The sequence below is a fragment of the Rhizobium sp. BK112 genome, from assembly GCF_014193215.1.
Taxonomy (GTDB): domain Bacteria; phylum Pseudomonadota; class Alphaproteobacteria; order Rhizobiales; family Rhizobiaceae; genus Rhizobium; species Rhizobium anhuiense.
On record NZ_JACHYZ010000007.1, the window covers coordinates 57,825 to 81,917 of the forward strand.

General features: G+C 61.6%; 25 protein-coding genes. 16 read left to right on the forward strand and 9 right to left on the reverse strand.

Annotated elements, in window-relative coordinates:
• Positions 1-15: 15 nt before the first annotated feature.
• The 4 genes from FHT75_RS19805 to ybgC form a co-directional block, all read right to left on the reverse strand.
• Positions 16-1,152, reverse strand: coding sequence for a hypothetical protein (locus tag FHT75_RS19805; protein ID WP_063475360.1), 1,137 nt, complete (start codon positions 1,150-1,152; stop codon positions 16-18).
• Between the two features lie 8 nt (positions 1,153-1,160).
• Positions 1,161-1,616, reverse strand: a complete 456-nt coding sequence (gene tolR / locus FHT75_RS19810; RefSeq protein WP_003542730.1) for a protein TolR — start codon at positions 1,614-1,616, stop codon at positions 1,161-1,163.
• Between the two features lie 18 nt (positions 1,617-1,634).
• Entirely contained in the window at positions 1,635-2,354 is a 720-nt protein-coding gene (gene tolQ, locus FHT75_RS19815; RefSeq protein WP_047616526.1) for a protein TolQ, read from the reverse strand.
• A gap of 376 nt (positions 2,355-2,730) precedes the next feature.
• Positions 2,731-3,186 carry a tol-pal system-associated acyl-CoA thioesterase gene (ybgC, locus tag FHT75_RS19820; protein WP_012485098.1) on the reverse strand — a complete coding sequence of 152 codons (456 nt, stop codon included), beginning with the start codon at positions 3,184-3,186 and terminating at the stop codon, positions 2,731-2,733.
• Positions 3,187-3,327: 141 nt separating this feature from the next.
• Between ybgC and FHT75_RS19825 the strand changes: the two genes are divergently transcribed.
• The 7 genes from FHT75_RS19825 to FHT75_RS19855 all read left to right on the forward strand — a co-directional run bounded on the left by FHT75_RS19825 (position 3,328) and on the right by FHT75_RS19855 (position 9,604).
• The gene (locus FHT75_RS19825; protein ID WP_063475359.1) at positions 3,328-4,548 is read left to right on the forward strand and encodes an NAD-dependent epimerase/dehydratase family protein; all 1,221 of its coding nucleotides are present in this window, start codon (positions 3,328-3,330) and stop codon (positions 4,546-4,548) included.
• A gap of 30 nt (positions 4,549-4,578) precedes the next feature.
• Positions 4,579-5,403, forward strand: a complete 825-nt coding sequence (locus FHT75_RS19830) for a glycosyltransferase (protein ID WP_063475358.1) — start codon at positions 4,579-4,581, stop codon at positions 5,401-5,403.
• Positions 5,400-6,317 (forward strand): NAD-dependent epimerase/dehydratase family protein, encoded by a 918-nt coding sequence (locus FHT75_RS19835; protein ID WP_047616740.1) that lies wholly within the window; start codon positions 5,400-5,402, stop codon positions 6,315-6,317. The genes FHT75_RS19830 and FHT75_RS19835 overlap by 4 nt, the downstream gene beginning before the upstream one ends.
• Before the next feature lie 59 nt (positions 6,318-6,376).
• The gene (locus FHT75_RS19840; RefSeq protein ID WP_063475357.1) at positions 6,377-7,069 is read left to right on the forward strand and encodes a hypothetical protein; all 693 of its coding nucleotides are present in this window, start codon (positions 6,377-6,379) and stop codon (positions 7,067-7,069) included.
• 118 nt (positions 7,070-7,187) lie between these two features.
• Positions 7,188-7,775 carry a 5-formyltetrahydrofolate cyclo-ligase gene (locus tag FHT75_RS19845; protein WP_063475356.1) on the forward strand — a complete coding sequence of 196 codons (588 nt, stop codon included), beginning with the start codon at positions 7,188-7,190 and terminating at the stop codon, positions 7,773-7,775.
• 3 nt (positions 7,776-7,778) lie between these two features.
• Positions 7,779-8,603, forward strand: coding sequence for a TIGR00282 family metallophosphoesterase (locus FHT75_RS19850; RefSeq protein WP_047616736.1), 825 nt, complete (start codon positions 7,779-7,781; stop codon positions 8,601-8,603).
• Positions 8,604-8,758: 155 nt separating this feature from the next.
• Positions 8,759-9,604 carry an MBL fold metallo-hydrolase gene (locus tag FHT75_RS19855; protein ID WP_063475355.1) on the forward strand — a complete coding sequence of 282 codons (846 nt, stop codon included), beginning with the start codon at positions 8,759-8,761 and terminating at the stop codon, positions 9,602-9,604.
• 132 nt (positions 9,605-9,736) lie between these two features.
• Here the strand turns inward: FHT75_RS19855 and FHT75_RS19860 are convergent, their stop codons facing one another.
• Complete coding sequence (locus tag FHT75_RS19860; RefSeq protein ID WP_028756321.1) at positions 9,737-10,240, reverse strand: pyridoxamine 5'-phosphate oxidase family protein; 504 nt, start codon at positions 10,238-10,240, stop codon at positions 9,737-9,739.
• Positions 10,241-10,380: 140 nt separating this feature from the next.
• Between FHT75_RS19860 and FHT75_RS19865 the strand changes: the two genes are divergently transcribed.
• Positions 10,381-11,127, forward strand: a complete 747-nt coding sequence (locus FHT75_RS19865) for a YebC/PmpR family DNA-binding transcriptional regulator (protein WP_047616509.1) — start codon at positions 10,381-10,383, stop codon at positions 11,125-11,127.
• Positions 11,128-11,205: 78 nt separating this feature from the next.
• Here the strand turns inward: FHT75_RS19865 and FHT75_RS19870 are convergent, their stop codons facing one another.
• Complete coding sequence (locus FHT75_RS19870; RefSeq protein WP_063475354.1) at positions 11,206-12,207, reverse strand: LLM class flavin-dependent oxidoreductase; 1,002 nt, start codon at positions 12,205-12,207, stop codon at positions 11,206-11,208.
• Positions 12,208-12,332: 125 nt separating this feature from the next.
• Positions 12,333-14,648, reverse strand: coding sequence for a methyl-accepting chemotaxis protein (locus FHT75_RS19875; protein WP_047616505.1), 2,316 nt, complete (start codon positions 14,646-14,648; stop codon positions 12,333-12,335).
• A gap of 241 nt (positions 14,649-14,889) precedes the next feature.
• Between FHT75_RS19875 and ruvC the strand changes: the two genes are divergently transcribed.
• The 8 genes from ruvC to FHT75_RS19915 all read left to right on the forward strand — a co-directional run bounded on the left by ruvC (position 14,890) and on the right by FHT75_RS19915 (position 19,877).
• Complete coding sequence (ruvC, locus tag FHT75_RS19880; RefSeq protein WP_028755540.1) at positions 14,890-15,399, forward strand: crossover junction endodeoxyribonuclease RuvC; 510 nt, start codon at positions 14,890-14,892, stop codon at positions 15,397-15,399.
• Positions 15,400-15,441: 42 nt separating this feature from the next.
• Positions 15,442-16,056, forward strand: a complete 615-nt coding sequence (gene ruvA, locus FHT75_RS19885; RefSeq protein ID WP_028755539.1) for a Holliday junction branch migration protein RuvA — start codon at positions 15,442-15,444, stop codon at positions 16,054-16,056.
• Positions 16,057-16,130: 74 nt separating this feature from the next.
• Positions 16,131-16,415, forward strand: coding sequence for an AbrB/MazE/SpoVT family DNA-binding domain-containing protein (locus FHT75_RS19890; protein WP_028755538.1), 285 nt, complete (start codon positions 16,131-16,133; stop codon positions 16,413-16,415).
• The gene (locus tag FHT75_RS19895) at positions 16,412-16,816 is read left to right on the forward strand and encodes a PIN domain-containing protein (RefSeq protein ID WP_049810847.1); all 405 of its coding nucleotides are present in this window, start codon (positions 16,412-16,414) and stop codon (positions 16,814-16,816) included. The genes FHT75_RS19890 and FHT75_RS19895 overlap by 4 nt, the downstream gene beginning before the upstream one ends.
• Positions 16,813-17,853: a Holliday junction branch migration DNA helicase RuvB gene (gene ruvB, locus FHT75_RS19900; RefSeq protein ID WP_003552548.1), complete on the forward strand. Its 1,041-nt coding sequence runs from the start codon at positions 16,813-16,815 to the stop codon at positions 17,851-17,853. Before FHT75_RS19895 ends, ruvB begins: the two co-directional genes overlap by 4 nt.
• Positions 17,854-18,756, forward strand: coding sequence for a metallophosphoesterase (locus tag FHT75_RS19905; protein WP_028755537.1), 903 nt, complete (start codon positions 17,854-17,856; stop codon positions 18,754-18,756). It abuts the gene before it with no gap.
• A 6-nt stretch (positions 18,757-18,762) separates the two neighbouring features.
• Positions 18,763-19,275, forward strand: a complete 513-nt coding sequence (locus FHT75_RS19910; protein WP_028755536.1) for an NUDIX hydrolase — start codon at positions 18,763-18,765, stop codon at positions 19,273-19,275.
• Positions 19,276-19,313: 38 nt separating this feature from the next.
• Positions 19,314-19,877 carry a DinB family protein gene (locus tag FHT75_RS19915; protein ID WP_063475353.1) on the forward strand — a complete coding sequence of 188 codons (564 nt, stop codon included), beginning with the start codon at positions 19,314-19,316 and terminating at the stop codon, positions 19,875-19,877.
• Between the two features lie 140 nt (positions 19,878-20,017).
• On the opposite strand, the gene FHT75_RS19920 is transcribed toward FHT75_RS19915, so the two are convergent.
• Both FHT75_RS19920 and mprF read right to left on the reverse strand, forming a co-directional pair.
• Positions 20,018-21,400: a virulence factor family protein gene (locus FHT75_RS19920; RefSeq protein ID WP_063475352.1), complete on the reverse strand. Its 1,383-nt coding sequence runs from the start codon at positions 21,398-21,400 to the stop codon at positions 20,018-20,020.
• On the reverse strand, positions 21,397-24,003 hold the full coding sequence (mprF, locus tag FHT75_RS19925) for a bifunctional lysylphosphatidylglycerol flippase/synthetase MprF (RefSeq protein ID WP_063475351.1): 2,607 nt from the start codon (positions 24,001-24,003) through the stop codon (positions 21,397-21,399). The genes FHT75_RS19920 and mprF overlap by 4 nt, the downstream gene beginning before the upstream one ends.
• Positions 24,004-24,093 lie beyond the last annotated feature (90 nt).

Consider the following 24,093-nt stretch of genomic DNA (forward strand, 5'->3'; position numbering starts at 1 on the left):
AAGGCCTTTCAGCATTTAAATTCCTAGATCGCTGGGATCGAAGTTGACCACGACTTCGTTCCAGGCATCATATTTGTCTTTCGGAAGCGACGAGAAGGGTGCCGATTTCATGATGGCGCGATAGGCCCCCCCGGCCAGCGCCCGTCGAGTGGATTCATTGTCACCACCGACCGCCTCTACGTCAGGTTCGCCGACGATATTGCCGTCCTGATCAAGCTTCATATGCACCTTAATGCGTACGTCGCTCATGCCTTCCATGCCAGGAATAACCGACCAGTTGCCAGCGATGGCGCTCTTCAGCGCATCCATCTCGCTCAAAGATAGCTTGGAGCCACCGTTGCTCTTCTTCGCACCGAGCGATGCCTCCTGCGTCGAGCGCTTGGCGCCACCGGCGGAAGGGTCCGTCTTGTTCAGCAACGCCGCAACCTCGTCGGCATTGAAATCGCTTTTCATCGATGAGGCGGATTTCGCCGTCTCCTGCTTCTGATCCGACTTCTTCTTTTCGGTCGGTATTTCGGCGGCCTTCGGCTGGTCCTGGGTCTTTTCCGGTGGCTTTTCTGCGGGTTTCTGTGGTTCCGGCGGCTTCACCTGCGGCTTGGCAACAGGGGTCGGCACATTGTCCGGCAATGCTTCCGCATCCGGCTTCGGCGGTTCCTCGGGCTTGGCCTGCTCCTCATGTGGCTTTTCTTCCGGCTTCGGCGGCGTCACTTCGACCGGCTTCGGCGGCGGAATGGAGGCGACCTCCTTCGGCTGCTCGACTTCCGTTTCCTCCTTGACGATGTCCTTGACATCGTTTGGGACAGGATCGGTCTTAGGCATCGGCTTTTCGCTCGAATTCGCTGCCGCAGCCTCGGTGGTGCTCGGCTTGGCGTTCGGGACCGGCGGCGTCTTCAGGTCGACATTGTTGTCGCCGGCATTCTCGGCCGGCTGTGCGATCGGTGGCCGCGTCGTCGGCACGGGCGCGGAAGTCTCCTTCTTCGGAGCCTTCTTATCGCCCTGCTGCATCTGGGTGATGGATTCCACCGGCACGAGATCGACCGGCATCGCCTCGAAATCCTCCACCTTGAAGGATTCCGGGGCACTGAGCGACACCATCGCCCAGGTTAGCACCAGGCCATGCAAAACAGCAGATGTGATGACACTGGCCTTCATTTTGAGCGCTATTGGTCCTTCTTCTGCTGCGTCACGAGGCCGATATTCTTGAAGCCTGCGCCCTGAATACGGGCCATGACGTCGGCGATGACGCCGTAAGGCGCGGTCGCGTCGCCGCGCACGAAGATACGTTCGTTATAACCGGTGGTGGCGATCGCCTCGAGCTTGGCGGCGATCTCCGCAGCCGGGATCGGCGTTTCCTGCAGGAACACCTCGCCGTCGTTCTTGACGGAGATGGTGATCGGCTGCGTCTCGGAATTCAGCGCCTTGGCCTGCGTTTCCGGCAGGTCGATCGGCACGCCAACGGTCATCATCGGTGCCGCGACCATGAAGATGATCAGAAGCACGAGCATGACGTCGACGAGCGGCGTCACGTTGATTTCGGAGATCACGGCCCTGTTCCGACCGCCGCGACGGCGGCGTCCGCCGCCCCCGCCGCCATTGCCTCCAACAGCCATACCCATGTCAGAATACTCCGTTGGTTACTGAGCGGCAGCGCGCGGCTGCAGCTTCTCGTCGATCTGGCGCGAAAGTATGGCGGAGAATTCATCCGCGAAACCTTCCATGCGGCCCGAAAGCTTGCCGGCATCGGCAGAGAACTTGTTGTAGGCGATAACCGCCGGGATAGCGGCGACAAGGCCGATCGCCGTGGCAAGCAGCGCTTCGGCGATGCCGGGCGCGACGACCGCAAGGTTGGTCGACTTCGAACCGGCGATCGCCTGGAATGAGGTCATGATGCCGACGACCGTGCCGAAGAGACCGATGAACGGACCGGCCGAGCCGATGGTTGCGAGCGATCCGAGGCGGGCGCCGAGATATTCGGTCTCACGGGCGAGCGTGACGTCCATCGCGCGGTCGATGCGCATCTGCAGGCCGATCGGGGAGCGGGCGCCGCGTTCGAAGGATTTCTTCCACTCCCGCATGGCCGCCACGAAGATCGCAGCCAGCCCGGTATTGTTGCGTTCCGACAGCGAACGGTAGAGTTCTTCCAGCGATTGGCCCGACCAGAAGACCTGCTCGAACTTGTCGAACTGGCGCCGTGCGCGGCCATAAGCCAGGTATTTGTCGATGACGATCGCCCACGTCCACACCGAGGCCGCGATGAGCCCGAGCATGACGAGCTTGACGACGATGCCGGCCTGCATGAAAAGCGACCAGAGGCTGACGTCCGCCGTTGCTGCTGCCAATCCTACTTGTTCCATTGATCCAAAATCCCCGAATCCAAACGCCCGGTGCTAGACCGGGCGGCACAAAGTGATCTCGCAAGAAGTGTTCCGGCGGCCGCCGCCCAAAGCCCTGGTCAAACTTCCAAGCTCATCTTCCGCCTTCTTGCCGTCAAATTTGGTCAAAGGAAGGCGTGCACCGCACAAACTCTGACTTTCCCAGTAAGACACTATTATGGTTAATAGATCGTTAGTGCCGGACTGTGACAGTAAGCCTGGTTTTGGAAGATTTTCGTCCATGGATTACTTGACCGGAGCAAGGTCCGGCTGCCGAAAGAGCGCTCATCCTGCGGCGCGGGAATTCCTTCACATAAAGTTCAAGTTTTGACAAGCCTGAAATCTGGGCGATTCGTGGCTATAGCGGCGTGCTGCCTTCCAGGAATTTCGCCGCCAGTGTTTCCGGCAGTCGCCTCGGGCGCCCCCGAGCGTTGATGACGGCGATGATCACCTTGGCGGCGATCAGCAGCGTCTCGCCGGAGCGGATTTGCTGATTGAGCACCATCTTGGCGCCGCCGGCCTTTTCCGTGTGCGTCAGGATCGTCAGCACATCATCCATGCGCGCCGGGCTCTTGAAGTCGATCTCCATGCGGTGGACGACGAAAACGAGGCCCTCCTCGTCGGCGCTGACGAGCTCGCGCTGCTCGACGCCGAGGCAGCGCAGATAGTCGGTGCGGCCGCGCTCCAGGAAATGCAGGTAACGGGCGTGATAGACCAGGCCGGAGAAGTCCGTATCTTCATAATAGACCCGCTGGACGAGGCGATGTCCGGCCTCCGTCAACTCTCCCGAAATGGAAAAAGGGCGTTCCGTCATAATTTTCTCCAAACTGAGGTGCCCTCTTTGGCGCAACGCTTCCCGACAGGCAAGCATTGAATGCCCGGCAGGCAGGCATTGAATGATTGTCATAATTCCTAACTATTCCCGATAATGAGCGACCGATCAGGAGACGATGTGATGAAGATTGCGGTTATGGGCGGAGACGGTTTCATTGGTTGGCCAACGTCGCTGCATCTCTCCGATGCCGGGCATGACATTCATATCCTCGACAACCTCTCACGCCGCTGGATCGACACCGAACTTGGCGTTCAGTCGCTGACCCCGATGGATTCGATCCAGGAGCGCACCCGCATCTGGCATGCCGAAACCGGACGCCGCATCCACTTCAATCTGATCGATCTCGCCAGGGATTACGAACTTCTGAAGAACTGGCTTTCCGAACACCGCCCGGACGCCGTCATCCATTTCGCCGAACAGCGGGCCGCGCCCTACTCGATGAAAAGCGACCGCCACAAGAACTACACCGTCAACAACAATGTCAGCGCCACGCATAACCTGCTGAACGCGCTGACGGAACTTAACCTGGACGCCCATCTCATCCATCTCGGCACCATGGGCGTCTACGGCTATTCGACGGTCGGCGCGGCGATCCCCGAAGGTTACCTGCCGGTGGACATCGAAACCACAGGCGGCGAGACGGCCAGCCAGGAGATCCTCTATCCCTCCAATCCCGGCTCGATCTATCACATGACCAAGTGCCTGGATCAGCTTCTCTTCCAGTTCTACGCCAAGAACGACGGCCTCAGGATCACCGATCTGCACCAGGGCATCGTCTGGGGCACACATACCGAGCAGACGCGCCGCCACGCGCAGCTCATCAACCGTTTCGACTATGACGGCGATTACGGCACGGTGCTGAACCGCTTCCTCATCCAGGCGGCGATCGGCTATCCGCTGACGGTGCACGGCACCGGCGGCCAGACCCGCGCCTTCATCCATATCCAGGATTCGGTGCGCTGCATCGAACTGGCGCTCGAGAACCCGCCGGCGCGCGGCGCGCGTGTCGAGATCTTCAACCAGATGACGGAAACCCACCGGGTACGCGACCTCGCCGAGATGATTGCCAGGATGAGCGGCGCCCAGATTGCCTGGCTGCCGAACCCGCGCAAGGAAGCCGCTGAAAACGATCTGATCGTCCGGAACGAAAAATTCCGCAATCTCGGCCTCGAGCCGATCACGCTGGAAGCGGGCCTGCTCGGCGAGATCGTCGACGTGGCGAAGAAATTCGCCTATCGCGTCGACCGCTCGCGCGTTCCGGCCGTCTCCGCCTGGACCAAGGACATCGCCGCGACGATCAATCACGATCCGGAAGGCAAACGGCTGAAGTCGGTTTCATGAGCGGTATCTTATGGTGAAGCCCCTCCAGCGATGACTTTTACCTCAAACCTCGCCTATGTCACCCTCGTCACCAATGCCGACTACGCCAAGGGCGCCACCGCCCTGGCAAATTCGCTTCGTCGCACGGGCACAAGCGCCGACATCGTCGTCCTCCACACCGGCGGCGTCGATGCAGGCGCCCTCGCCCCCCTGAAAGCGCTCGACTGTCGCCTGATCGAGGTCCAGCACCTGCCGCTCTCCGACGCCTTCAACGAACGCCATGCGCGTCGCCAGCTCCATTCCGCAGCCCCCTTTACCAAGGGCCGCAAGCCGGATTTCCATTCGCCGCTCGACAATTTCTGCAAGCTCAGGCTGTGGCAGCTCGTCGAATACGAGCGTTGCGTCTTCATTGATGCCGACGCCCTCGTGCTGAAGAATGTCGACAGGCTCTTCCTCTATCCGGAATTTTCCGCCGCCCCCAATGTCTATGAAAGCCTCGCCGACTTCCGCCGCATGAATTCCGGCGTCTTCGTCGCCACGCCCTCGCGTGACACATTCCGGCACATGCTCGAAAGGCTCGACAGGCCGGACGCTTTCTGGCGGCGCACCGATCAGACGTTTCTTGAGACGTTCTTCCCGGATTGGCACGGCCTGCCGGTTTATTTCAACATGCTGCAATATGTATGGTTCACCATGCCGGAGCTTTGGGACTGGAAGAGCATTTCGATCCTGCATTACCAGTATGAAAAACCGTGGGAAAAGGATCATCCCAAGGCAGTGCGACTACAACCTTTGATCGATCTGTGGCACCGTTTCCACGATGACGATGATGTGCCTGAGATCACGGCGCTGAACAATCCGGAAGGGGCAGCATGAAGGTATTGGTATCTGGCGGAACGGGTCTCGTCGGCCGGTATGTCGTCGAGGAACTGCTGGCCGCCGGATATCAGGTGATCGTTGGCGGGCGCCGCGCGCCGCTGCCCCGCCTCTTCTCCCGCCCGGTCGAGTTCGCAGCGCTTTCGCTCGATCCCGACAAGGATCAGATCGACGCTTTCGACGATGCCTATTTCTTCGTCCATGCCGCCTTAAGCCATGTTCCGGGCAAGTATCGCGGCGGAGAGGGTGACGACCCCAAGACCTTCCACAGGTTGAACCTTGACGGCACCGTCCGGCTTTTCGAAGCCGCCAAACGCGCCGGCACGCGCCGCTGCATCTTCCTGTCCAGCCGCGCCGCCTATGGCGAACATCCCGGGGGAACCGAACTGGCGGAGACGATGCTGGCCAAGCCCGAAACACTCTACGGCCAGGTCAAGCTCGATGCCGAACGCGCACTCGCCCACCTCGCAGCACCCGGTTTTGCCGGCGTCAGCCTGAGGGCGACCGGCGTCTATGGCGATCTCTCGCCGAACAAATGGGACGGACTCATCGCCGACTACCTCGCCGGCCAACCGGTTGTCGCCCGCGTGGGAACGGAGGTTCACGGCCGCGACCTCGGGCGGGCGGTACGGCTGATGCTGGAGACGGAAAGCACCCGCATCTCCGGCGAGGTCTTCAACGTCTCGGACATCGCGATCGACACGCACGATATCCTTTCCGCTATTCGCCGCGAGACGAGCTGTCGACACGCGCCGCCGGCTCCTGCCGACAGGGCGGCGCTCAACCCCATGAGCACAGCGAAAATCCGCGCGCTCGGCTGGATGCCCGGGGGAACCTCTCTGTTCGAAGAGACGATGCAGCGGCTGGCCGCTGTATTGCCGACGTCCCGCAGACACAGGTCCACACAAGCCTGACGTTGCAGAATGCGCCGAATTGCAATCGGGAGCCCGAATTGAAAATCGGGGGATTGTCCATGCAGGTCGCAACCATGTCTGCCTCCATCATCTTGCGCGGCGCGCCTTCGACGGCAGCCACATCGGTCGCCGGAAGCGAGGCCGGTCAGGGTGTGCTCAAGCTGCAGCGCACCACTCAGGCGCTGCAGCAGATGCGCCAGACCCTGGCGAACTCGGGGGATGAAGCCAAGGCGAAGGCGCAACGCAAGCTCGAAGAGGCACAGCAGCAGTTGCAGATGCTGCGCAGTTCCAACATGCCGCCTGAGGTGGTCACCCGGCTGGCCGTCGAACTGGCGCGCCAGGTCGGCACCGCCGCCTCCGAATTCGCATCATCAGTCGCGACCGGCAGTCCGGCAACCGCGGTTCCGGTGGATACAGCGGCGGTCGCAACCAGCGGGACCGATGCCGCGCTGACGGATATCTCAGGAGACACTCGGACCGGCGAGACCGGCTCGCAGGAACCGGACGCCGCAGCCAACGCCCGCAAAGCCTATGAAAGCGTTGCCGAGGATGCCCCGAAATTCTCCAACATCTCGGCTGGTGATCGCGAAACGATGGAAGCGTTCAAGGCGGTTGTGCGCGAACTCAAACAGCTGCTCGAAAAGGCGATGCGCGATCTGCAGCAGAACCGGCAGGCCGGGGTCAATGCCATTCCCGACATCGCTGGCTTCTCCATCGCCGCCGCGACGATACCGACAAGCATCGTCGTCTGACGATCCGCAGCCGCCGGCGGGCGAGGCGTGAAACCGGCGTGATGCTGTCGCATCCGGCATTTGCATCGGAGATCCAGCCGTCTATGCTCGGCCAAATCTCTCAGAACCGGCAGATCGAATGACCGCGAAAGAATTGAAAGCGCAGCTGCGCAACGAACGGCTGTCCGCACGCGACGCCATCCCCGCCGAAAAACGTGCCGCCAAAAGTCTCGCGATGGCCGATCATGCCGGCGAGGCCGTTGGTTTTGCGCTGGGTACGATCATCTCCGGCTTCCTGCCGATCCGTTCGGAGGCCGATCTCAGGCCGCTGATGGCACGCTTTGCCGTGCGCGGTGCGCGGCTCTGCGTACCGGCGATCCTCGACCGGCAGACCATCGTCTTTCGCGAGCTGGCCGAAGATGCGCCGCTTGTCGATACCGGTTTCGGTACGGTCGGCCCCGGCGCCGATGCCGCCATTCTCGATCCCGAAATCATGCTGGTGCCGCTTTCGGCCTTCGATGTCCGCGGCCACCGTATCGGCTATGGCGCCGGCCACTACGACCGCGCCATCAGCCGGCTAAGGCAAAAAGGCCTGCATCCGAAGCTTATCGGCATTGCATTCGACTGCCAGGAAGTGGCACATGTGCCCGCTGAGCCGCACGACATAAGCTTGGATGCCATCCTGACAGAAAGCGGCCTTCGCTTTTTTGCCTCTTGGATTGGATAGGGAATGCGGCTGCTTTTTCTGGGTGACATGGTCGGCAAGACGGGACGCACGGCGGTCTGGGACCGCCTCCCCGGCCTGATCTCCGACCTCAAGCTCGATTTCGTCGTCGTCAACGGCGAGAACGCCGCCGGCGGCTTCGGTATCACCGAGGACATTTTTCTGGAGACGATCAATGCCGGCGCCGATGTGGTGACGACAGGCAATCATGTCTGGGACCAGAAGGAAGCCGTTGCTTTTGCCGGGCGGCACGATCAATTCCTGCGGCCGGCCAACTATCCGCAAGGCACGCCCGGCCGCGGCTCCGGCCTTTTCTATGCCCGGAACGGCGCGCGTGTGCTCGTCGCCAACGTCATGGGCCGGGTCTTCATGCACCCGGAACTCGACGATCCCTTCAAATCGGCGGAGGCGATCCTCGACGCCTGCCCGCTGAAGGAGCAGGCCGATGCGATCATCTTCGATTTCCATGCGGAAGCGACCAGCGAGAAGCAGTGCTTCGGCCACTTCGTCGACGGCCGCGCCAGCTTCGTCGTCGGCACCCACACGCATGTGCCGACGGCCGATGCGCAGATCCTGAACGGCGGCACGGCCTATATGTCGGATGCCGGCATGTGCGGCGATTACGACTCCTCCCTCGGCATGGACAAGGAGGAGCCGCTCAACCGCTTCATCTCCAAGATGCCGAAGGGCCGCATGGAAGCAGCCAACGGCCCCGCGACGATCTGCGGCGTCGGCGTCGAGATTTCCGACAGCACCGGACTGGCCGAAAAGATCGGGCCGCTCCGGCTCGGACCGCGGTTGGCCGAGACGGTGCCGGAGTTCTGGCGGTAATTCATCCCGCGACCAACACGCAATTGTGAGCATCCCCAGTCTAGACCCCTGCGACCACTTGCCGCATTCTCCGGCCGCCAATTCAAAGTGATCGAGCGTCGTTAGCGCGCCCTTCGGACGTGCGGCGCTCTCTGTGAAAGCGCCGGAGGGGTGGCATGAAGCCGCAATATCTTGTCCTCGCTATCGCATGCCTTGCAGCCTTCGCCGCGCCGGGTCCTGCCAGGGCACAGGAGCAGCGAACGCCCGTCAGCCAATGCCAGGCGATCGCGCAGACTCTCCCCAAGGCGACCTTTGCAAGCTTTTCCGGCGCCCCGCCGCCGATACCTGCTGTCTCCGAGGGCGAAGACGTCAAATTCACCTTCCTCGGCCATTCCACCTTCGAAATCGACACGCCCGGCGGCATCATCATCGCCACAGACTATAACGGCTGGTACAGGCCGGCGACGTTGCCCGATGTGGTGACCATGAACAAGGCGCACACCACCCACTTCACCTTGACTCCCGATCCCGGCATCAAACATGTTCTGCATGGGTGGAGCGACGTTCCCGGCGAAAAGGCCGACATCGATCTCGTCGTCGGCGATGCCTATATCCGCAATGTTCCGACGGATATCCGCTTCAGCTACGGCCTCGGCGGCTCGCAGGAGAACGGCAATTCCATCTTCATTTTCGAGATCGCCGGCCTCTGCATCGGCCATCTCGGCCACCTGCATTACGAACTGACGGATACCCATTATATCGAGATCGGCCGCCTCGATGTCGTCATGGTGCCGGTCGATGGCGGCCTGACCATGGGCGCCGACAGCATGAGCCGCGTCATCAAGCGGCTGCGCTCGTCGCTGATCCTGCCGATGCACCGCCGCGGCCCGCCGGTCGATGCCTTCGTTTCGATGTTCGGCAAGGATTTCGACGTCGCCTATGCGCCCGACGACAGCATCACCGTCTCGATGCGCACGCTGCCGAAAAAACCGCTGATCTATGTGCTGAAGGGCGTGCGGTAAAAGGCCCGGCGGTTTCCCTCCTGCAGCGCCGCGCGTCTTTTAGACGCGCAAAGGACGCTGTAGCACTGTGAATTGCTGCAATTTTATCCTTAAATCAGTTCCGATTTAAGAATTATGCAGGAGCCTTGCGCGTCAGGCGAATTGCAGATGACGCTTGATGCCGACATCCGGCATCTTGTCGTCGTCGAGATTGGCCTTGGCGATTTCCCAGCCGAATTTCAGCTTGTTGCCTGTGGAAACCCAGATCTCGGCATCGTCGACGTGGAGGGAAAGCATGGTGAGCTTGGGGTCCTTCTTGCCGCCGTCGTACCAGGCGGCAATGATCGAACTCCAGTACTCCTCGATCTTGGAAGGGTCGGGGCGCACTTCGATCACGCCGGCAAGGCAGGCGTGATAATCGTGATCCTTGCCGATGACACAGAAATGTGCGCGGCTGCCGGGCTTGATGGCGCGCACGATGTCGGCATCGGTCTTGGTATAGAACCAGATGGTATTGGTGGTGGGATCGGCATGCGGCGCCATCGGCTGCATGTGCATGTCCAGCCCCGAAATTCCGAGCATGCCGGCATGAACATCGTTGACCTGATCCCAGAGCTGACGTGCTGGATGTTCCTGCGCCTCGCTGAGACTTGCCATGACCGTTCCTTTCGTTGGGTGGAGTTCGATTGAAACGTCATCCCCTCGCCTTTGTTCCGAACTGCTTTTTCCTTGAACGGGTGCCGTTTCGCTCTTATAAGGCGGCCCATTCCGAACAATGAGACGTGAACAGGGGTGCCATGGCTGGCCATTCACAGTTTAAAAACATCATGCACCGCAAGGGCCGTCAGGACGCCGTGCGGTCGAAAATGTTCTCCAAGCTCGCACGCGAAATCACCGTTGCCGCCAAGGCCGGCCTGCCCGACCCGACGATGAACGCCCGCCTCCGCCTGGCGATCCAGAACGCCAAGGCCCAGTCCATGCCGAAGGACAATATCGACCGCGCCATCAAGAAGGCAGCCGGCGCCGACGGCGAAAACTACGATGAAGTCCGCTACGAGGGCTATGGCCCGGGCGGCACGGCGATCATCGTCGAGGCGCTCACCGACAACCGCAACCGCACCGCCTCCAACGTCCGCTCGATCTTCACCAAGGCCGGCGGCGCTCTCGGCGAAACCGGTTCCGTTTCCTTCTCCTTCGACCATGTCGGCGAAATCACCTACAAGCTTTCCGTCGGCGATGCCGACAAGGTGATGGAAGCCGCGATCGAAGCCGGCGCCGACGACGTCGAGACCGACGAAGACGGCCACTACATCACTTGTGGCTTCGAAGCCCTCGGCGAAGTGGCGAAGGCGCTGGAATCGAGCCTCGGCGAAGCCGAAACCGTCAAGGCCATCTGGCGTGCTCAGAACAACGTGCCGGTGGACGAGGAAAAAGCCCAGTCGCTGATGAAGCTCATCGACTCGCTCGAAGACGATGACGACGTGCAAAACGTCTATTCCAACTTCGAAGTCTCGGAAGAAGTGCTGGCGAAGCTCTCCGCCTGAGTTTCCTCAGACACGCGTTAAATAAAACCCGGCCGCAACGCCGGATTTTTTCTTGCGGGCAAGATCCTTGTGTAGATCCTAAGCGGCGGCTCGCATGAAGCTCCCCAGCCCCGCGAAGAGCTCCACCGATTTCAGCCGCGCCTCGATGTCATGGATCGGCATCGAGATGATCACCTCGTCGGCCTCTGTTTCCCGCAGAAACTCCGTCAGTTTCGCTTCGGCCGTCTTTGGCGAGCCAACGACGGCATAACGCAGCGTGTGTTCGACATTCATCTTCTCCATCGGCGACCAGAAGTCCTCCATATCGGCCACCGGACGCGGGAACGGCCCGCGGACATTGCGGCGCAGATTGACGAACTGCTGCTGGGCGGAGGTGAAATGGTACCGCGCCTCCTCGTCCGTCGCCGCCACCGCGCCCATGACGCCGACCATCACATAGGGCTTGTCGAGTGTCGCCGAAGGCTGGAAACGGTCACGGTAGATGGCGATCGCATCGAGCAGCATGTCGGGTGCGAAATGCGAGGCGAAGGCATATGGAAGCCCGAGCATGGCGGCGAGCTGCGCACTGTAAAGGCTGGAACCGAGCAGCCAGATCGGGATATGCGAGCCATTGCCGGGAACGGCGAGGATCGCCTGGTTCTCGACCGGCGTGCCAAGGAGTTGCTGCAATTCCACCACGTCGTTGGGGAAGCTGTTTGCGCCGGCTTCGAGGTTGCGCCGCAGCGCCTGTGCCGTGCGCATATCCGTTCCCGGCGCGCGCCCGAGGCCGAGATCGATGCGGCCGGGGAAAAGCGCCTCCAGCGTGCCGAACTGCTCGGCGATGACGAGCGGCGAATGATTGGGCAGCATGATGCCGCCCGAGCCGATGCGGATGCGCTTGGTCGCAGCCCCGACATGGCCGATGACGACTGATGTGGCGGCACTGGCGATCCCCGGCATGCCGTGATGTTCGGCGAGCCAGAAGCGCTTGTAGCCGAACTCCTCGGCCTTCTCAGCCATCCGCGCCGAACTTTCGAGGGACTGACGCACGGTGCTGCCTTCGGCAACGGGGGAAAGGTCGAGTATGGAGAAGGGAACCATGGAAAACCTGCCGGGCAGTTGAAGGATGCAGCCTATGTAGGTTCGCCCTCGCGCCATTCCAAACCATGCGCGCAAACAAAAAGGGCCGCGCGAGCGCGACCCTGCCAGATGCTGGAAGCGATAGCTTAGCGGTGACGGCGCAGCACATGCACCTCGGCGCTCGGCTGGTGGTGGCCTTGCGGCAGCGTGAAATTGCCGAGCTGGCGGTCCATTTCCAGGGCTTCCGTCGCCAGCCGGTGGATCGCCGCCGTCGTCTCCTCGACCATCGAGGCGTTCTGCTGCGTCATCGCGTCGAGTTCGGCGACAGCGCTATTGATCTCACGCAGCGTATTGGCCTCCTCGCGGGTCGCGCCCATGATCTCGTTGATCTGTCCGTTGATCGCCTCGACATGGGCGCCGATGCCCGTGAGAGCAACGCCCGCCCTTTCCACCAGCGTAACGCCGCTTTCGACCTCATGCGTCGATTTCTGCAGCAGGTTGGAGATCTCCTTCGCCGCGCTCGATGAGCGCTGGGCGAGCTCGCGCACTTCCATGGCGACGACGGCGAAGCCCTTGCCGGATTCACCGGCGCGCGCCGCCTCGACGCCGGCATTGAGCGCCAGGAGGTTGGTCTGAAAGGCGATGTCGTCGATGACCGAGATGATCGTGTTGATCTGGCGCGAGGAAGCCTGGATTGCCTCCATCGCCGCGATCGTCTCCTGCATGATCTGGCCGGAGCCCGTCGTTTCCTTCTTGGCGTCGCGAGCGATGCGCTCGGCCTGTTCGGCCCGCTCGATCTGCTGACGGACCGACTGGGTGATGGCGCTGATCGCATTCGCCGTTTCGGTGATCGAGCCGGCCTGGCGCTCGGTGCGCCCGGCAAGCTCGTCGGCGCCGGTGCGCATCTCCTCGGAGCCGGCGCGCACCGCCATCGAGTTGCCGCCGATTGCCGTCATGGTTTCGCTGAGCGTCGCCAGCGCTTCGTTGAAATTGACCCGCAGGCTTTCGAGCTCGTTCGGGAAGCGTGTATCGATCTGGTAGGCGAGATCGCCGTTCGCCAGATGATGCAGGCCCTCGTCGAGCGCCTCGACCACCTGCTGCAGCGTCTTCGCCTCTGCCTCGCGCTCGGCCAGATTCTGCTGGCGGTCGTGCTCGGCCTGCAGGCGCGTCTCTTCACTGGCGGCTTCGAGCTCGCGGCCTTCGATCAGCGACTGCCGGAAGCGGGCGAGCGCGTTGGCCATCGTGCCGATTTCGTCCTTGCGGTTCAGGCTGCCGATCTCGCTGTCGAGTTTGCCGTCCGCGACATCGCGGGTGACGCCGGCAAGGCGCGCAAGCGGCGAAAACAGGAAATTGGTGACGAGGCCGGTCGCGACCGCCATGACGACGAGCACGCCGATGCCGATCATCGTCAGCAGAGTGGCGATCTCGATCGAGCCGGCATTGAGTTCGCTGAGCAGCACGCTCTCGACCACCAGGAAGCGGTCGCCGCGATAGTCGATGCCGCGGACATAGGCACGGGCGGCACCATCCGCCCGGTTGAAATCGGCAACCGTCATCGCCGAACTGGCAAGTGCGCTCTGGATGAAGGTGAAGGGTGTGGCATCGAGCATGGCAAGCTTGCCGGCCGCATCGAGACCGATAGCCGATCCATCGCCGGAGACGATCGCCGCCCGTGCCGTGCTGCCCTGGACGATGCCCTTGGCAAGGATGCCGGTGACGATGTCGTCGCGCACCTTGAAGAGGATGATGCCCTTGGCCGCTCCGAGCTTGATGATCGGCACGGCATAGAAGATCGCCGATTTGCCGCTGCCGGCATCGACGCGAAGGCCGGAGAAACCTGTCGGCGCGGCATCATCGGTCGCCTTGGCGGTATTCTCGATCGCCTTGGCGAAAGCGATGCCGGCGCCGGTTGCCTTCCAGGCGTCCGACTTCAGGTTCTCGGCGAAATCGTCCTCCTTCTTATAGGAATAGAGGACCGTGCCCTCGAGATCGGCGATCAGCAGGTCGCTGAAGGCGGTATCCTCGAGGTCGCGGGCGACTTCGCCCTGCGTCTTCTCATGGTTCGAATAATAAAAGCCGCTCGGCCCTTCCGGCTTCATAAGCTTCTCGCGCTGGTCGGCCGGGTTGGGATTGTTCGATATGAAAACCTTCTTCAGCTCGGCACGAGCGTCGCCCGAGGTCTTCTCGATGGTTTTCCAGCCGCTCTTCAGGCTGGTGATCGACATTTGCAGCGCCTCGATGCGCGCAATCGAGTTGGCCTGGTTTTCAAGCTGCGCCAGCTGGTCCTGCAGCATGTCGCCGCGGAAGATCAGCACGCTTTCCTTGGCCTTCAGCGCCTGCTCGTCGGAGATGCGGCTGCTGGCGAAATAGGCGAGTACGTCGATGACCGCGATCGACAGCACGGTCAGCAGAATGAATGTGACGATGACCTTGAAGGACAGGGATTGAAATCTCTGTGCCATGTACGACGAACCCCTTCTGAACGCGCTTGCCGGCCTGGCATGCAGCGCATGCCCGATCGACTGACCTGTAAACAGAACATCGGGGGCTTAATCTTCGTGAAAAGACGCCCCTCTCGTATTGACGACTAGAATTCGGGCATCTGTTTTAATTCGCGGTAAATAGCGGGGCCTAAATCCGGGAGTGTTTTTGTTTTGTTCACATATCGATGGCACTTATTTCGCGATCGCTATAGGTTGAACCATGCAAAATACGATTCGCATTGTCGGTATTGATCCCGGACTTCGCCGCACCGGCTGGGGAATCATTGACACGCTGGGCAATTCCCTGCGGTTTGTCGCGTCTGGAACCGTGACCTCCGATGGCGACATGGACCTTGCCTCCCGCCTTTGCCAATTGCACGACGGCCTGGCGGAGATTGTCCATAGCTACAAGCCGGATGAAGCCGCCGTCGAACAGACCTTCGTCAACAAGGATGCGGTGGCGACCTTGAAGCTTGGCCAGGCCCGCGGCATCGCCATGCTGGTGCCGGCGCGTGCCGGCCTGCCGGTTTCGGAATATGCCCCGAACGCCGTAAAAAAGGCCGTCATCGGCGTCGGCCATGGCGAAAAGCACCAGATCCACATGATGCTGAAGATCCTGATGCCGAAAGTCGAATTCAAGGGCGACGATGCTGCCGACGCCCTGGCGATCGCCATCTGCCACGCGCATAATCGCGGCAGTAACAGGATGCGCCAGGCACTGGCCGGTTAATCTATACTTGACTTGTTCCCATCTGCTGAGAGACCGCGACCCATGATCGGCAAGCTGAAAGGCACCATAGACGAGATCGGCGAAGACTATGTGCTCGTCGATGTGCACGGCGTCTGCTACGTCGCCCATTGTTCGGCCCGCACCCTGTCCAAGCTCGGCTCGGCCGGCGAGGCCTGCGTGCTGTTCATCGAGACCTATGTGCGCGAGGACCAGTTGAAGCTCTTCGGCTTCATGAGCGCGCTGGAGCGGGAATGGTTCAACCTGCTCCAGAGCGTCCAGGGCGTCGGCGCCAAGGTGGCACTCGCCGTGCTGTCGACGTTGACGCCGGGCGAACTTGCCAATGCGATCGCCCTACAGGACCGCGCCGCCGTCTCCCGCGCACCGGGCGTTGGTCCGAAAGTGGCGATGCGCCTCGTCACCGAGCTCAAGAACCGGGCGCCGGCCTTTGCCGGCGAAGCGATCAATATCGGCCTCAAACAGGAACTCGGCGAAGGTGTCGCGGCAGCACCTGTCGCCGATGCGGTTTCCGCACTGACCAACCTCGGCTATTCCCGCGACCAGGCGGCGAATGCGATTGCCGCAGCCATGAAGACGGCAGGCGATGGTGCAGACAGCGCCAAGCTGATCCGATTGGGATTGAAGGAACTGGCGCGGTAGAGTAGGATAAACTGTCGATTTTCCGACAAATGACAAATTTTCCGACTCACTCACCAAAATAGGACTACTGATCGATGTGGGGAGAATTTACGCTTTCACCCAAAGGCCAGATAACGCTTCCGAAGGAACTGCGGGATGCTCTCGGTCTTCAGCCCGGCGATCAGCTTGTTTTCTCCATCATCGACGGAGAGGTCGTGATCACACCAAAATCGATCAACTTCAACGATCTCGCAGGCCTTCTCGGATCGCCTCCAAATGGACGTGCTTCCCTGGAGGAGATCGACGCAACGGTGACCGATGCTGCGGGCAGCGATGTGGTCGACGAAGCCACGCGGTCGAAATCGGATGTCGCCGCATGATTGCGTATGGTGTGGATACAAACGTCCTGCTGAGGCTTATTGTCGACGACGATCCGGAGCAAAGGGCTGCCGCGCTGAAGTTCGGTGAAGGTATCGGCAGGGACTATCGTGGATTTCTCTCGCTTCTGAATCTCTTGGAACTGGATTGGGCGTTGCGCGCCCGGTTCGGCTTCAAGAAAAAGGATGTTGTCGAGGCAATCGGCAAATTGACACGCGTCAGAGGATTGGACATCGAGAACCAGACCCTGGTGATCAAGGCCCTGAGGGCCGTGGAAACGCGAAACGCAGATTTTGCCGATGCCTTGATTGGCTACCGCGCCGCGGATGAGGGATGCCAGGCGACCAAGACATTTGACCGGCACGCGTTCAAGACTGTGCCAGGTATGGAGCTTCTGACATGAGCGAACCCGCCCGCCTGATATCACCGGAAAAGCGGGGCGAAGACCTAGATATCACCTTGCGCCCGCAATCGCTGGACGAGTTCACCGGCCAGGCGGAAGCGCGCGCCAATCTCAAGGTCTTCATCGAGGCGGCGAAAAACCGTGGCGAAGCGCTGGACCACGTGCTCTTCGTCGGCCCGCCCGGCCTCGGCAAGACGACGCTGGCGCAGATCATGGCGAAGGAGCTCGGCGTCAACTTCCGTTCGACGTCGGGTCCCGTGATCGCCAAGGCTGGCGATCTCGCCGCCCTGCTCACCAACCTCGAGGAGCGAGATGTGCTCTTCATCGACGAGATCCATCGCCTCAACCCCGCCGTCGAGGAAATCCTCTATCCGGCCATGGAGGATTTTCAGCTCGACCTGATCATCGGGGAAGGCCCTGCAGCTCGCTCGGTGAAGATCGACCTGTCGAAATTCACGCTGGTGGCAGCCACCACTCGCCTCGGACTGTTGACGACGCCGCTGCGCGACCGCTTTGGCATTCCGGTCCGCTTGAGCTTCTACACCGTCGAGGAACTGGAACTCATCGTGCGCCGCGGCGCGCGGCTGATGAACCTGCCGATCACCGAAGAGGGCGCCCGCGAGATCGCAAGACGCGCCCGCGGCACCCCGCGCATCGCCGGCCGGCTGTTGCGGCGCGTGCGCGACTTTGCCGAGGTGGCAAGGGCAGAGGCCGTCACCCGCGAGATCGCCGACGAGGCGCTGACCCGCCTGCTGGTCGACAATGTCGGCTTTGACCAGCTCGACAAACGTTACCTTAACATGATCGCGGTCAATTTCGGCGGCGGCCCAGTCGGCATTGAAACCATTGCCGCCGGCCTTTCCGAGCCGCGCGACGCGATCGAGGACATCATCGAGCCCTACATGATCCAGCAGGGTTTCATTCAGCGCACGCCACGCGGCCGCGTTCTGACCGCAATCGCGTGGAAACATCTGGGAATGCAACCACCTAAGGATATGGAGGCTGCGCAGTTCCGGCTGTTTCAGGAGGATAACTGAGTGATCACCCGCCGCGGATTTTTCAAGGTTCTCGGCGGCGGTGTCGCAGGCGTCATGTCACTCGGTGGTTATGCCTTCGCCTATGAACCGCTCGCGCGGCTCGCCATCACCCGCTACCGGCTGACACCGCCGGGATGGACACCGGGGCTGAAGCTCCGCATCGTCGCGCTCGCCGATCTGCACGCCTGCGAACCCTGGATGTCGGCAAGTCGCATTGCCGCGATCTGCCACAGGGCAAATGAACTCGAAGGCGATATGACCATTCTGCTCGGCGATTATGCCGCCGGCATGAACATGGTGACCCAATACGTGCATTCGGGCCAATGGTCGAAGGCGCTCGCCACCTTGCGGGCTCCTCTCGGAGTCCATGCGGTCATGGGCAACCACGATTGGTGGGAGGACCGCACCGCCCAGAAGAACGGCGGGATGGAAACATTCGGACACCGGGCTCTCGCCGATGTCGGAATCCCGGTCTATGGCAACCGCGCCGTTCGGCTCGAAAAGGATGGCCGCGGCTTTTGGCTCGCAGGCCTCGAAGATCAGTTGGCGCTGCTGCCCGGCCGGAAGTGGGGCCGCACGCATATGCTCGGCCTCGACGATCTCGAGGGAACGATGGCTCAGGTGACCGACGATGCGCCTGTCATCCTGCTCGCCCATGAACCCGATATCTTCCCGCGCGTGCCAGAGCGCGTCTCGCTAACGCTATCGGGCCACACGCATGGCGGACAGATCCGGCTGCTGGGCCGTTCGCCGGTCGTGCCCTCGCGTTACGGCAATCGCTACGCCTATGGCCATATGGTTGAGGAGGGGCGTAATATCATCGTGTCCGGCGGCCTCGGCTGTTCCATTGCACCGGTGCGCTTCGGCGTGCCGCCGGAAATCGTCGTGATCGATCTTGGATAGAATGGCATGACCAAGCGCACTCTCATCCGCCTGAATGCGGGCGCCGAGCGTTTCAACTATCGCATCGCCGGCCTCGGTTTTCGCAATGGCCATGTGCTCGTTCATCGCGCCGTGCATGAACCCTTCTGGACCTTTCCGGGTGGCAGGGCGGAAATAGGCGAGACGTCGGAGGAGACGCTGAAACGGGAGATGATGGAAGAACTGGGCGTCGACGTCACCGTCTCCCGCCTGCTCTGGATCGTCGAGAATTTTTTCCACTATGAGCAGCGCGACTGGCATGAGCTCGGCCTCTATTATCTGATGGAGATTCCGCCGGACTTCCCTTTTCAGTCACACGAAATCATCCATCGCGTCGAAGACGGCGACAATCATCTCGAATTCAAATGGGTGTCGGCGACGCGCACGGCCCTGACCGCGCTCGACATCCCGCCCTATTTCATCGCCGATGAAATCGAGAACCTGCCCGCCGCGCCCCGTCACCTCGTCTGGCGGGACGGCAATCTCGATGACGAGGACTGACGCAAACATTCCAGCACGTGTGAAGAGGAGATGTGCCTATGCCGACCTTCGATCCCGTCAGGCCGTTTCGCAAACTTGCCTATAACAATGCGCTTGCCAACCGCCGTCTGCTTCAGGCCTGCGCGGCATTGAAGCCCGGTGAATTCGAGGCCCCGCGCACCAGCTTCTTTCCCTCGCTCAAGGAAACCTTGAACCATATCATCACGGTCGATTGGTTCTATGTCGATGGCCTGGAAGGCGGCACGCTCGGGTTCCAGGCCTTCGAGGTCGACGAACCCTTCGATGACGTTTCCTCGCTGGCAGAGGCGCAGGCGAAGGTCGATCAGCGCCTGATAGCGCTTTGCGAGGCCCTGACGCCGGAGAAGCTGGTCTCCACCGTCCGCCTCCATCGCGGCGCTCGCATCCAGGAGGAGCGGATGGAAGACGTGCTCGCCCACCTCTTCCAGCATCAGACCCATCATCGCGGCCAGGTGCATGCGATGCTTTCCGGCACCAGCGTCGCTCCGCCGCAACTCGACGAGTTCATCGTCGCCGACGATGCGCGGTTCCGTGGCACAGAACTCGCCGAACTCGGCTGGAGCGAAGAGACGCTGATGCGCTGATAATCAGCGTCCTCAGCGCGTCCTATCGGACGCGCTGCGCTTTAGAGCGGTTCGGCTTTTCGCAGAAGCGCAGAACCGCTCTAACTTTTGTTTACACAATTCCGGACGGAAAACCGCTTCGCACTTTTCCTGGAATTGCTCTAGTCCTGCAGTCGCCTCTTCAGCCCGTCGATGATCGTCTTGGTGAGAAGGTCGTAATTCTCGTCGAAGTGATGGTCGCCGGGCAGTTCGATGACTTCGGCGCCGCTATCCTTCAGCGCCGGACAGGCGACATCGTCATCGTCGTCCTTGCCGTAGATGCATTGCACGAGCTTCGGATCGATGTTCTTCACATCGCTGACGGGATCGCCTCCCGCCCCTTCCGTCTTCTGGCCGAGCCAGCCGAGAACGGAAATGACATAGTCGACTTCGTGCGACAGCGACAGCAGCGACAGTTGCGCCACCGCCGACTTTTCAGCCGGCTTGAGGAGCTGATAAGTGGCGGGTACGACATCGGCGCCGAAGGAATAACCGACGAGCAGCACATGCTTCACCTTCCACTGCTTGCGGTAGAAGTCGATGATCTTCGAAAGATCGCCGGCTGTCTCCTCCGGCTTACGCTCGGACCAGAAATAATGGAGCGAATCCACGCCGACGACAGGAATGCCTTCCTTCTGCAGCGTGCCGCCGACCTCCTTGTCGATGTCGCGCCAGCCGCCGTCGCCGGAATAGATCACCGCCATCGTATCGAAGGCGGGCGTCGCCTCGAGCACCGCCAACGGCAGGCCGAGCGGGTTGCCGAAGGCACCGGAGGCAGTGACGAGATCGTCGAGCGTATCGGCAAACACCGTCTGCGCATCATCGGTGGAATCGCGGATTTCTATCTCGGCATGGGCCTTCTTCAATGCCTCGGCATGCGCCCGGCCATCCTTGTTGGCATTAGGCGTGAAGACGGTGATCACAGGGTCCGGCAGAACGCCGTCGCTGAGTCCATAGACTGTGCGTTGACCAACCACCTGCTTGGAAGCCGGCGTGCAAAGTGCCTGGGTGAGCGGAATGCCGGCGACCGGATCGACGGCAAGCGTCTGGCCGATCGTCGCATCCGGCGTTTGCGCCGCGATCGCCAGCGCCAAGGCTCCGCCCTCGCCGATGCCGGCGACGATCGGCAGATGATAGGCGCTGTTGCCGGTCGCGCGCTGCACCTGCTGGCTCAGCGATTCGATATCCGAGACCATGTAGATGCAGCCGTCGTTGAGGCTGACGTCGTACCGGCTGAGCGCCTGGATGTAGGAGGGAAAGTCGATGCCGATGACGACGGCGCCTTCGGCGACCAGCCTGTCGGCCTCGGCCTTCTCATAGTCGCCCCAGCCGGCGGCATCCGAGATCAGCATCACCGTGCCTTTCACCTCTCCTTCCGGCAGGAAGATGTGCGGCGACGGAATGAGCCCGGTTTCGAAGCTCTGCTTGGTTTCCTCGGCGGCATTAGCCGGTGCGGCCGCGAGCATGCAGGCGCATGCCGTGGCAAGAAGGATTGTCCTGATCATTTTCTCACTACCCCTTTCAATCCGCCCCCGATCAGAAATGTCGCGTCCATCAACGCGATCATCGGATTGCCCCCTCCTGAGACCGCAAGATAGCGCGGTTGCCAGTGCGGATGAAACTTGGATTTGAATGCCCGAAGGCCTTTGAAGTTATAGAAGCGCTCGCCGTGTTCGAAAACAGTGCTGCCGATGCGGTCCCAGACGGGCGCCGCCTCGCGTTTCGACATGCCGGAAAGAGGCGCCATGCCGAGATTGAAGTGGGTGAAACCCTGTCCGCGCAGATATTCCATGATCTGCACGAAGAGAAAGTCCATCGAGCCCTTCGGTGCGTCCGGCGAGAAGCGCATCAGATCGATCGTGCTCTCCTCCCTGGATTCGGTGACAAGGATATTGGCGAAAGCGACGATCCTGCCGTCCTTTTTCAGGATGCCGACCGGCTGCGATGAAACGTAATCGGGATCGAAGGCGCCGAGCGAGAAGCCTTTTTCCTTGGCGTTGTGATGCTCGAGCCAGGCGGCGGAAACGGCGGCGAGATCATCGATGACCGAGGCTATGTCCTGCGGCTCGACGACGGCGAATTCCAGCCCGTCGCGCTGGGCGCGGCTTGCCGTCTGGCGAAGGTTCGCCCATTTGCCGCCCTTCATCTCGAAGGTCCTGAGATCGGCAACCGCCAGTTCGCCAAGCTTGAAGGCGCGAAGGCCTGCATCGGCGCAATGGGAAAGCAGCGCCGGTGAGATCTGATAGAACACCGCCCGGCAGCCGGCGGCGCGCGCCGCTTCGACGAAACGCCAGACGAGCTCCTGCACGGCGCGATGCTCGCCGACCGGGTCGAACAGTGCGATCCAGGAGCGGCCCTGCCGGCCATACATGATGAAGGCGTCACCTTTTTCCGAGAACATGATGCTCTTGTCGCCCATGCGCACCAGATTGGCGTCGGCATTGCCCTGCTTCATGACGATCTCGACGGCACGCGCCAGTGCCTCGTCCGTGGCCGGTTCCGGCCGGAAGGCCGCCGGCCGAAGCAGGCTGAAGATGGCGATCGCCGACGAGATGATGGTGATGCCGAGCACGGCGCGCAGCCCGCGCGGCGCCTCGGCGGTAAATTCGAACTGCCACCAGAGCTGGTTGCTGTATTCGACGTCACGATAAACGAAGAGCAGGATGACGACGGCGCCGACGACAATGACGGCAATCGCCATCAGCCAGGACGCCGTCAGCGCCTGGTTGAGCAGCGAGGCATGGCGGGTAAAGAGCCGGCGGCTGACGAAGAGCCCGAAGATGAGGAAGGCGAGAAAAGCGGCTTCAACCAGCGCGATCGCCTTCAACAGCGACAAGGTCAGCGCGGCGACAGCCGAGAACACCGCCACCCACCAGGCGCCGTCGAGCCGCTGGCCGAGGCCGCGTGCGGCGACGACGAGCGCCAGCCCCAGCAGGCTGGAGAGGAAATGCGCCCCTTCGACCATCGGCAGCGGCAGATAGTTGGAGAGGAATTCTAGGTTCTGGTCCGGCGTCGGCGTGACGCTCGAAAACACCAGCATGACGCCGAGCAGCAGCGCAAGAGCCGAGAGCAGCTGCGGCATCAGCCGTCCGCCGATGCGCCGCACGCTGGAGGCGGCCGGATGGTCGACGAAACGACGCAGCTCCGCCGCCGACACCGCGAGCACGGCGATCAGCAGCGGCAGCACATGGTAGACCAGCCGGTAGAGCACCAGCGATCCGAGCACGGCATCGATGTTCACCGCGCTGCCGAGCGACGCGATGATCACGGTCTCGAACACGCCGAGGCCGGCCGGAACGTGGCTGAGCACGCCGAGACCGACGGCGATGGCATAGACGGCGAGGAAGACCGGCCAGCCGATTGCCGTCTGCGGCAGCAGCACGTAGAGCACCGACGCCGAGGCGGCGATATCGAAGGCGGTGACGAGGAACTGGCGCGACCAGGTGCGCGAATCCGGCAGGCGGATTGCCACAGGGCCGAGATCAAGCACGCGCCCGTCACGGCCGATGATCATCACCGCGCCCAGGATGGCGACGATCGAACCGGCGATCAATCGCAGGAGGAAGGCGCTGACACCGATGAGCGGGCCGATCTCGTCGGCGATGATGATGAGGGCGATCGCCGCGACGCCCGCAAGCCCGAGACCGAAGGACAGCGTGACGAAGGCGATGATGCGGCCGATATCCTCCGGCGAGAGCCCGAGACGCGTATAGGCACGGTAACGGATCGCACCGCCTGAAAGCGCGCCGAAGCCGGCGGTATTGCCAACCGCATAGGCGCTGAACGCCGTCAGCGCCACATGCGGAAAAGGCAGTTTCTTGCCGATATATTCGATCGCGTTGAGGTCGTAGAAGATCAGCGAGAGAAAACTCAGCCCCGTGAAGAACAGAGCAAGCAGGATGGCGCTCGGCCGGGTTGCCGCCAGCGCGTCGACGACGTCATCGTAGCGCACCTCGTTGGTCAGCTGCATGATCGCATAACCGACAAGGCAGAAGACCACGAGTGTCGCCGCGGCCGTCAGCGGCGTTCTGTACCGTCTGAATAGCCCGCGAAAAGAAAACCCGCCGTCCGATTCTTCTATATTTTCCAAATTGCCGTGACCCGACATCTCGTACCTGTCGCAACTGCTAGCGTGGCGGGAATCATTTTTGAAAGACGTAACATAGGAGGCATGGAAGCTCTATGAAGCCATGCCGCC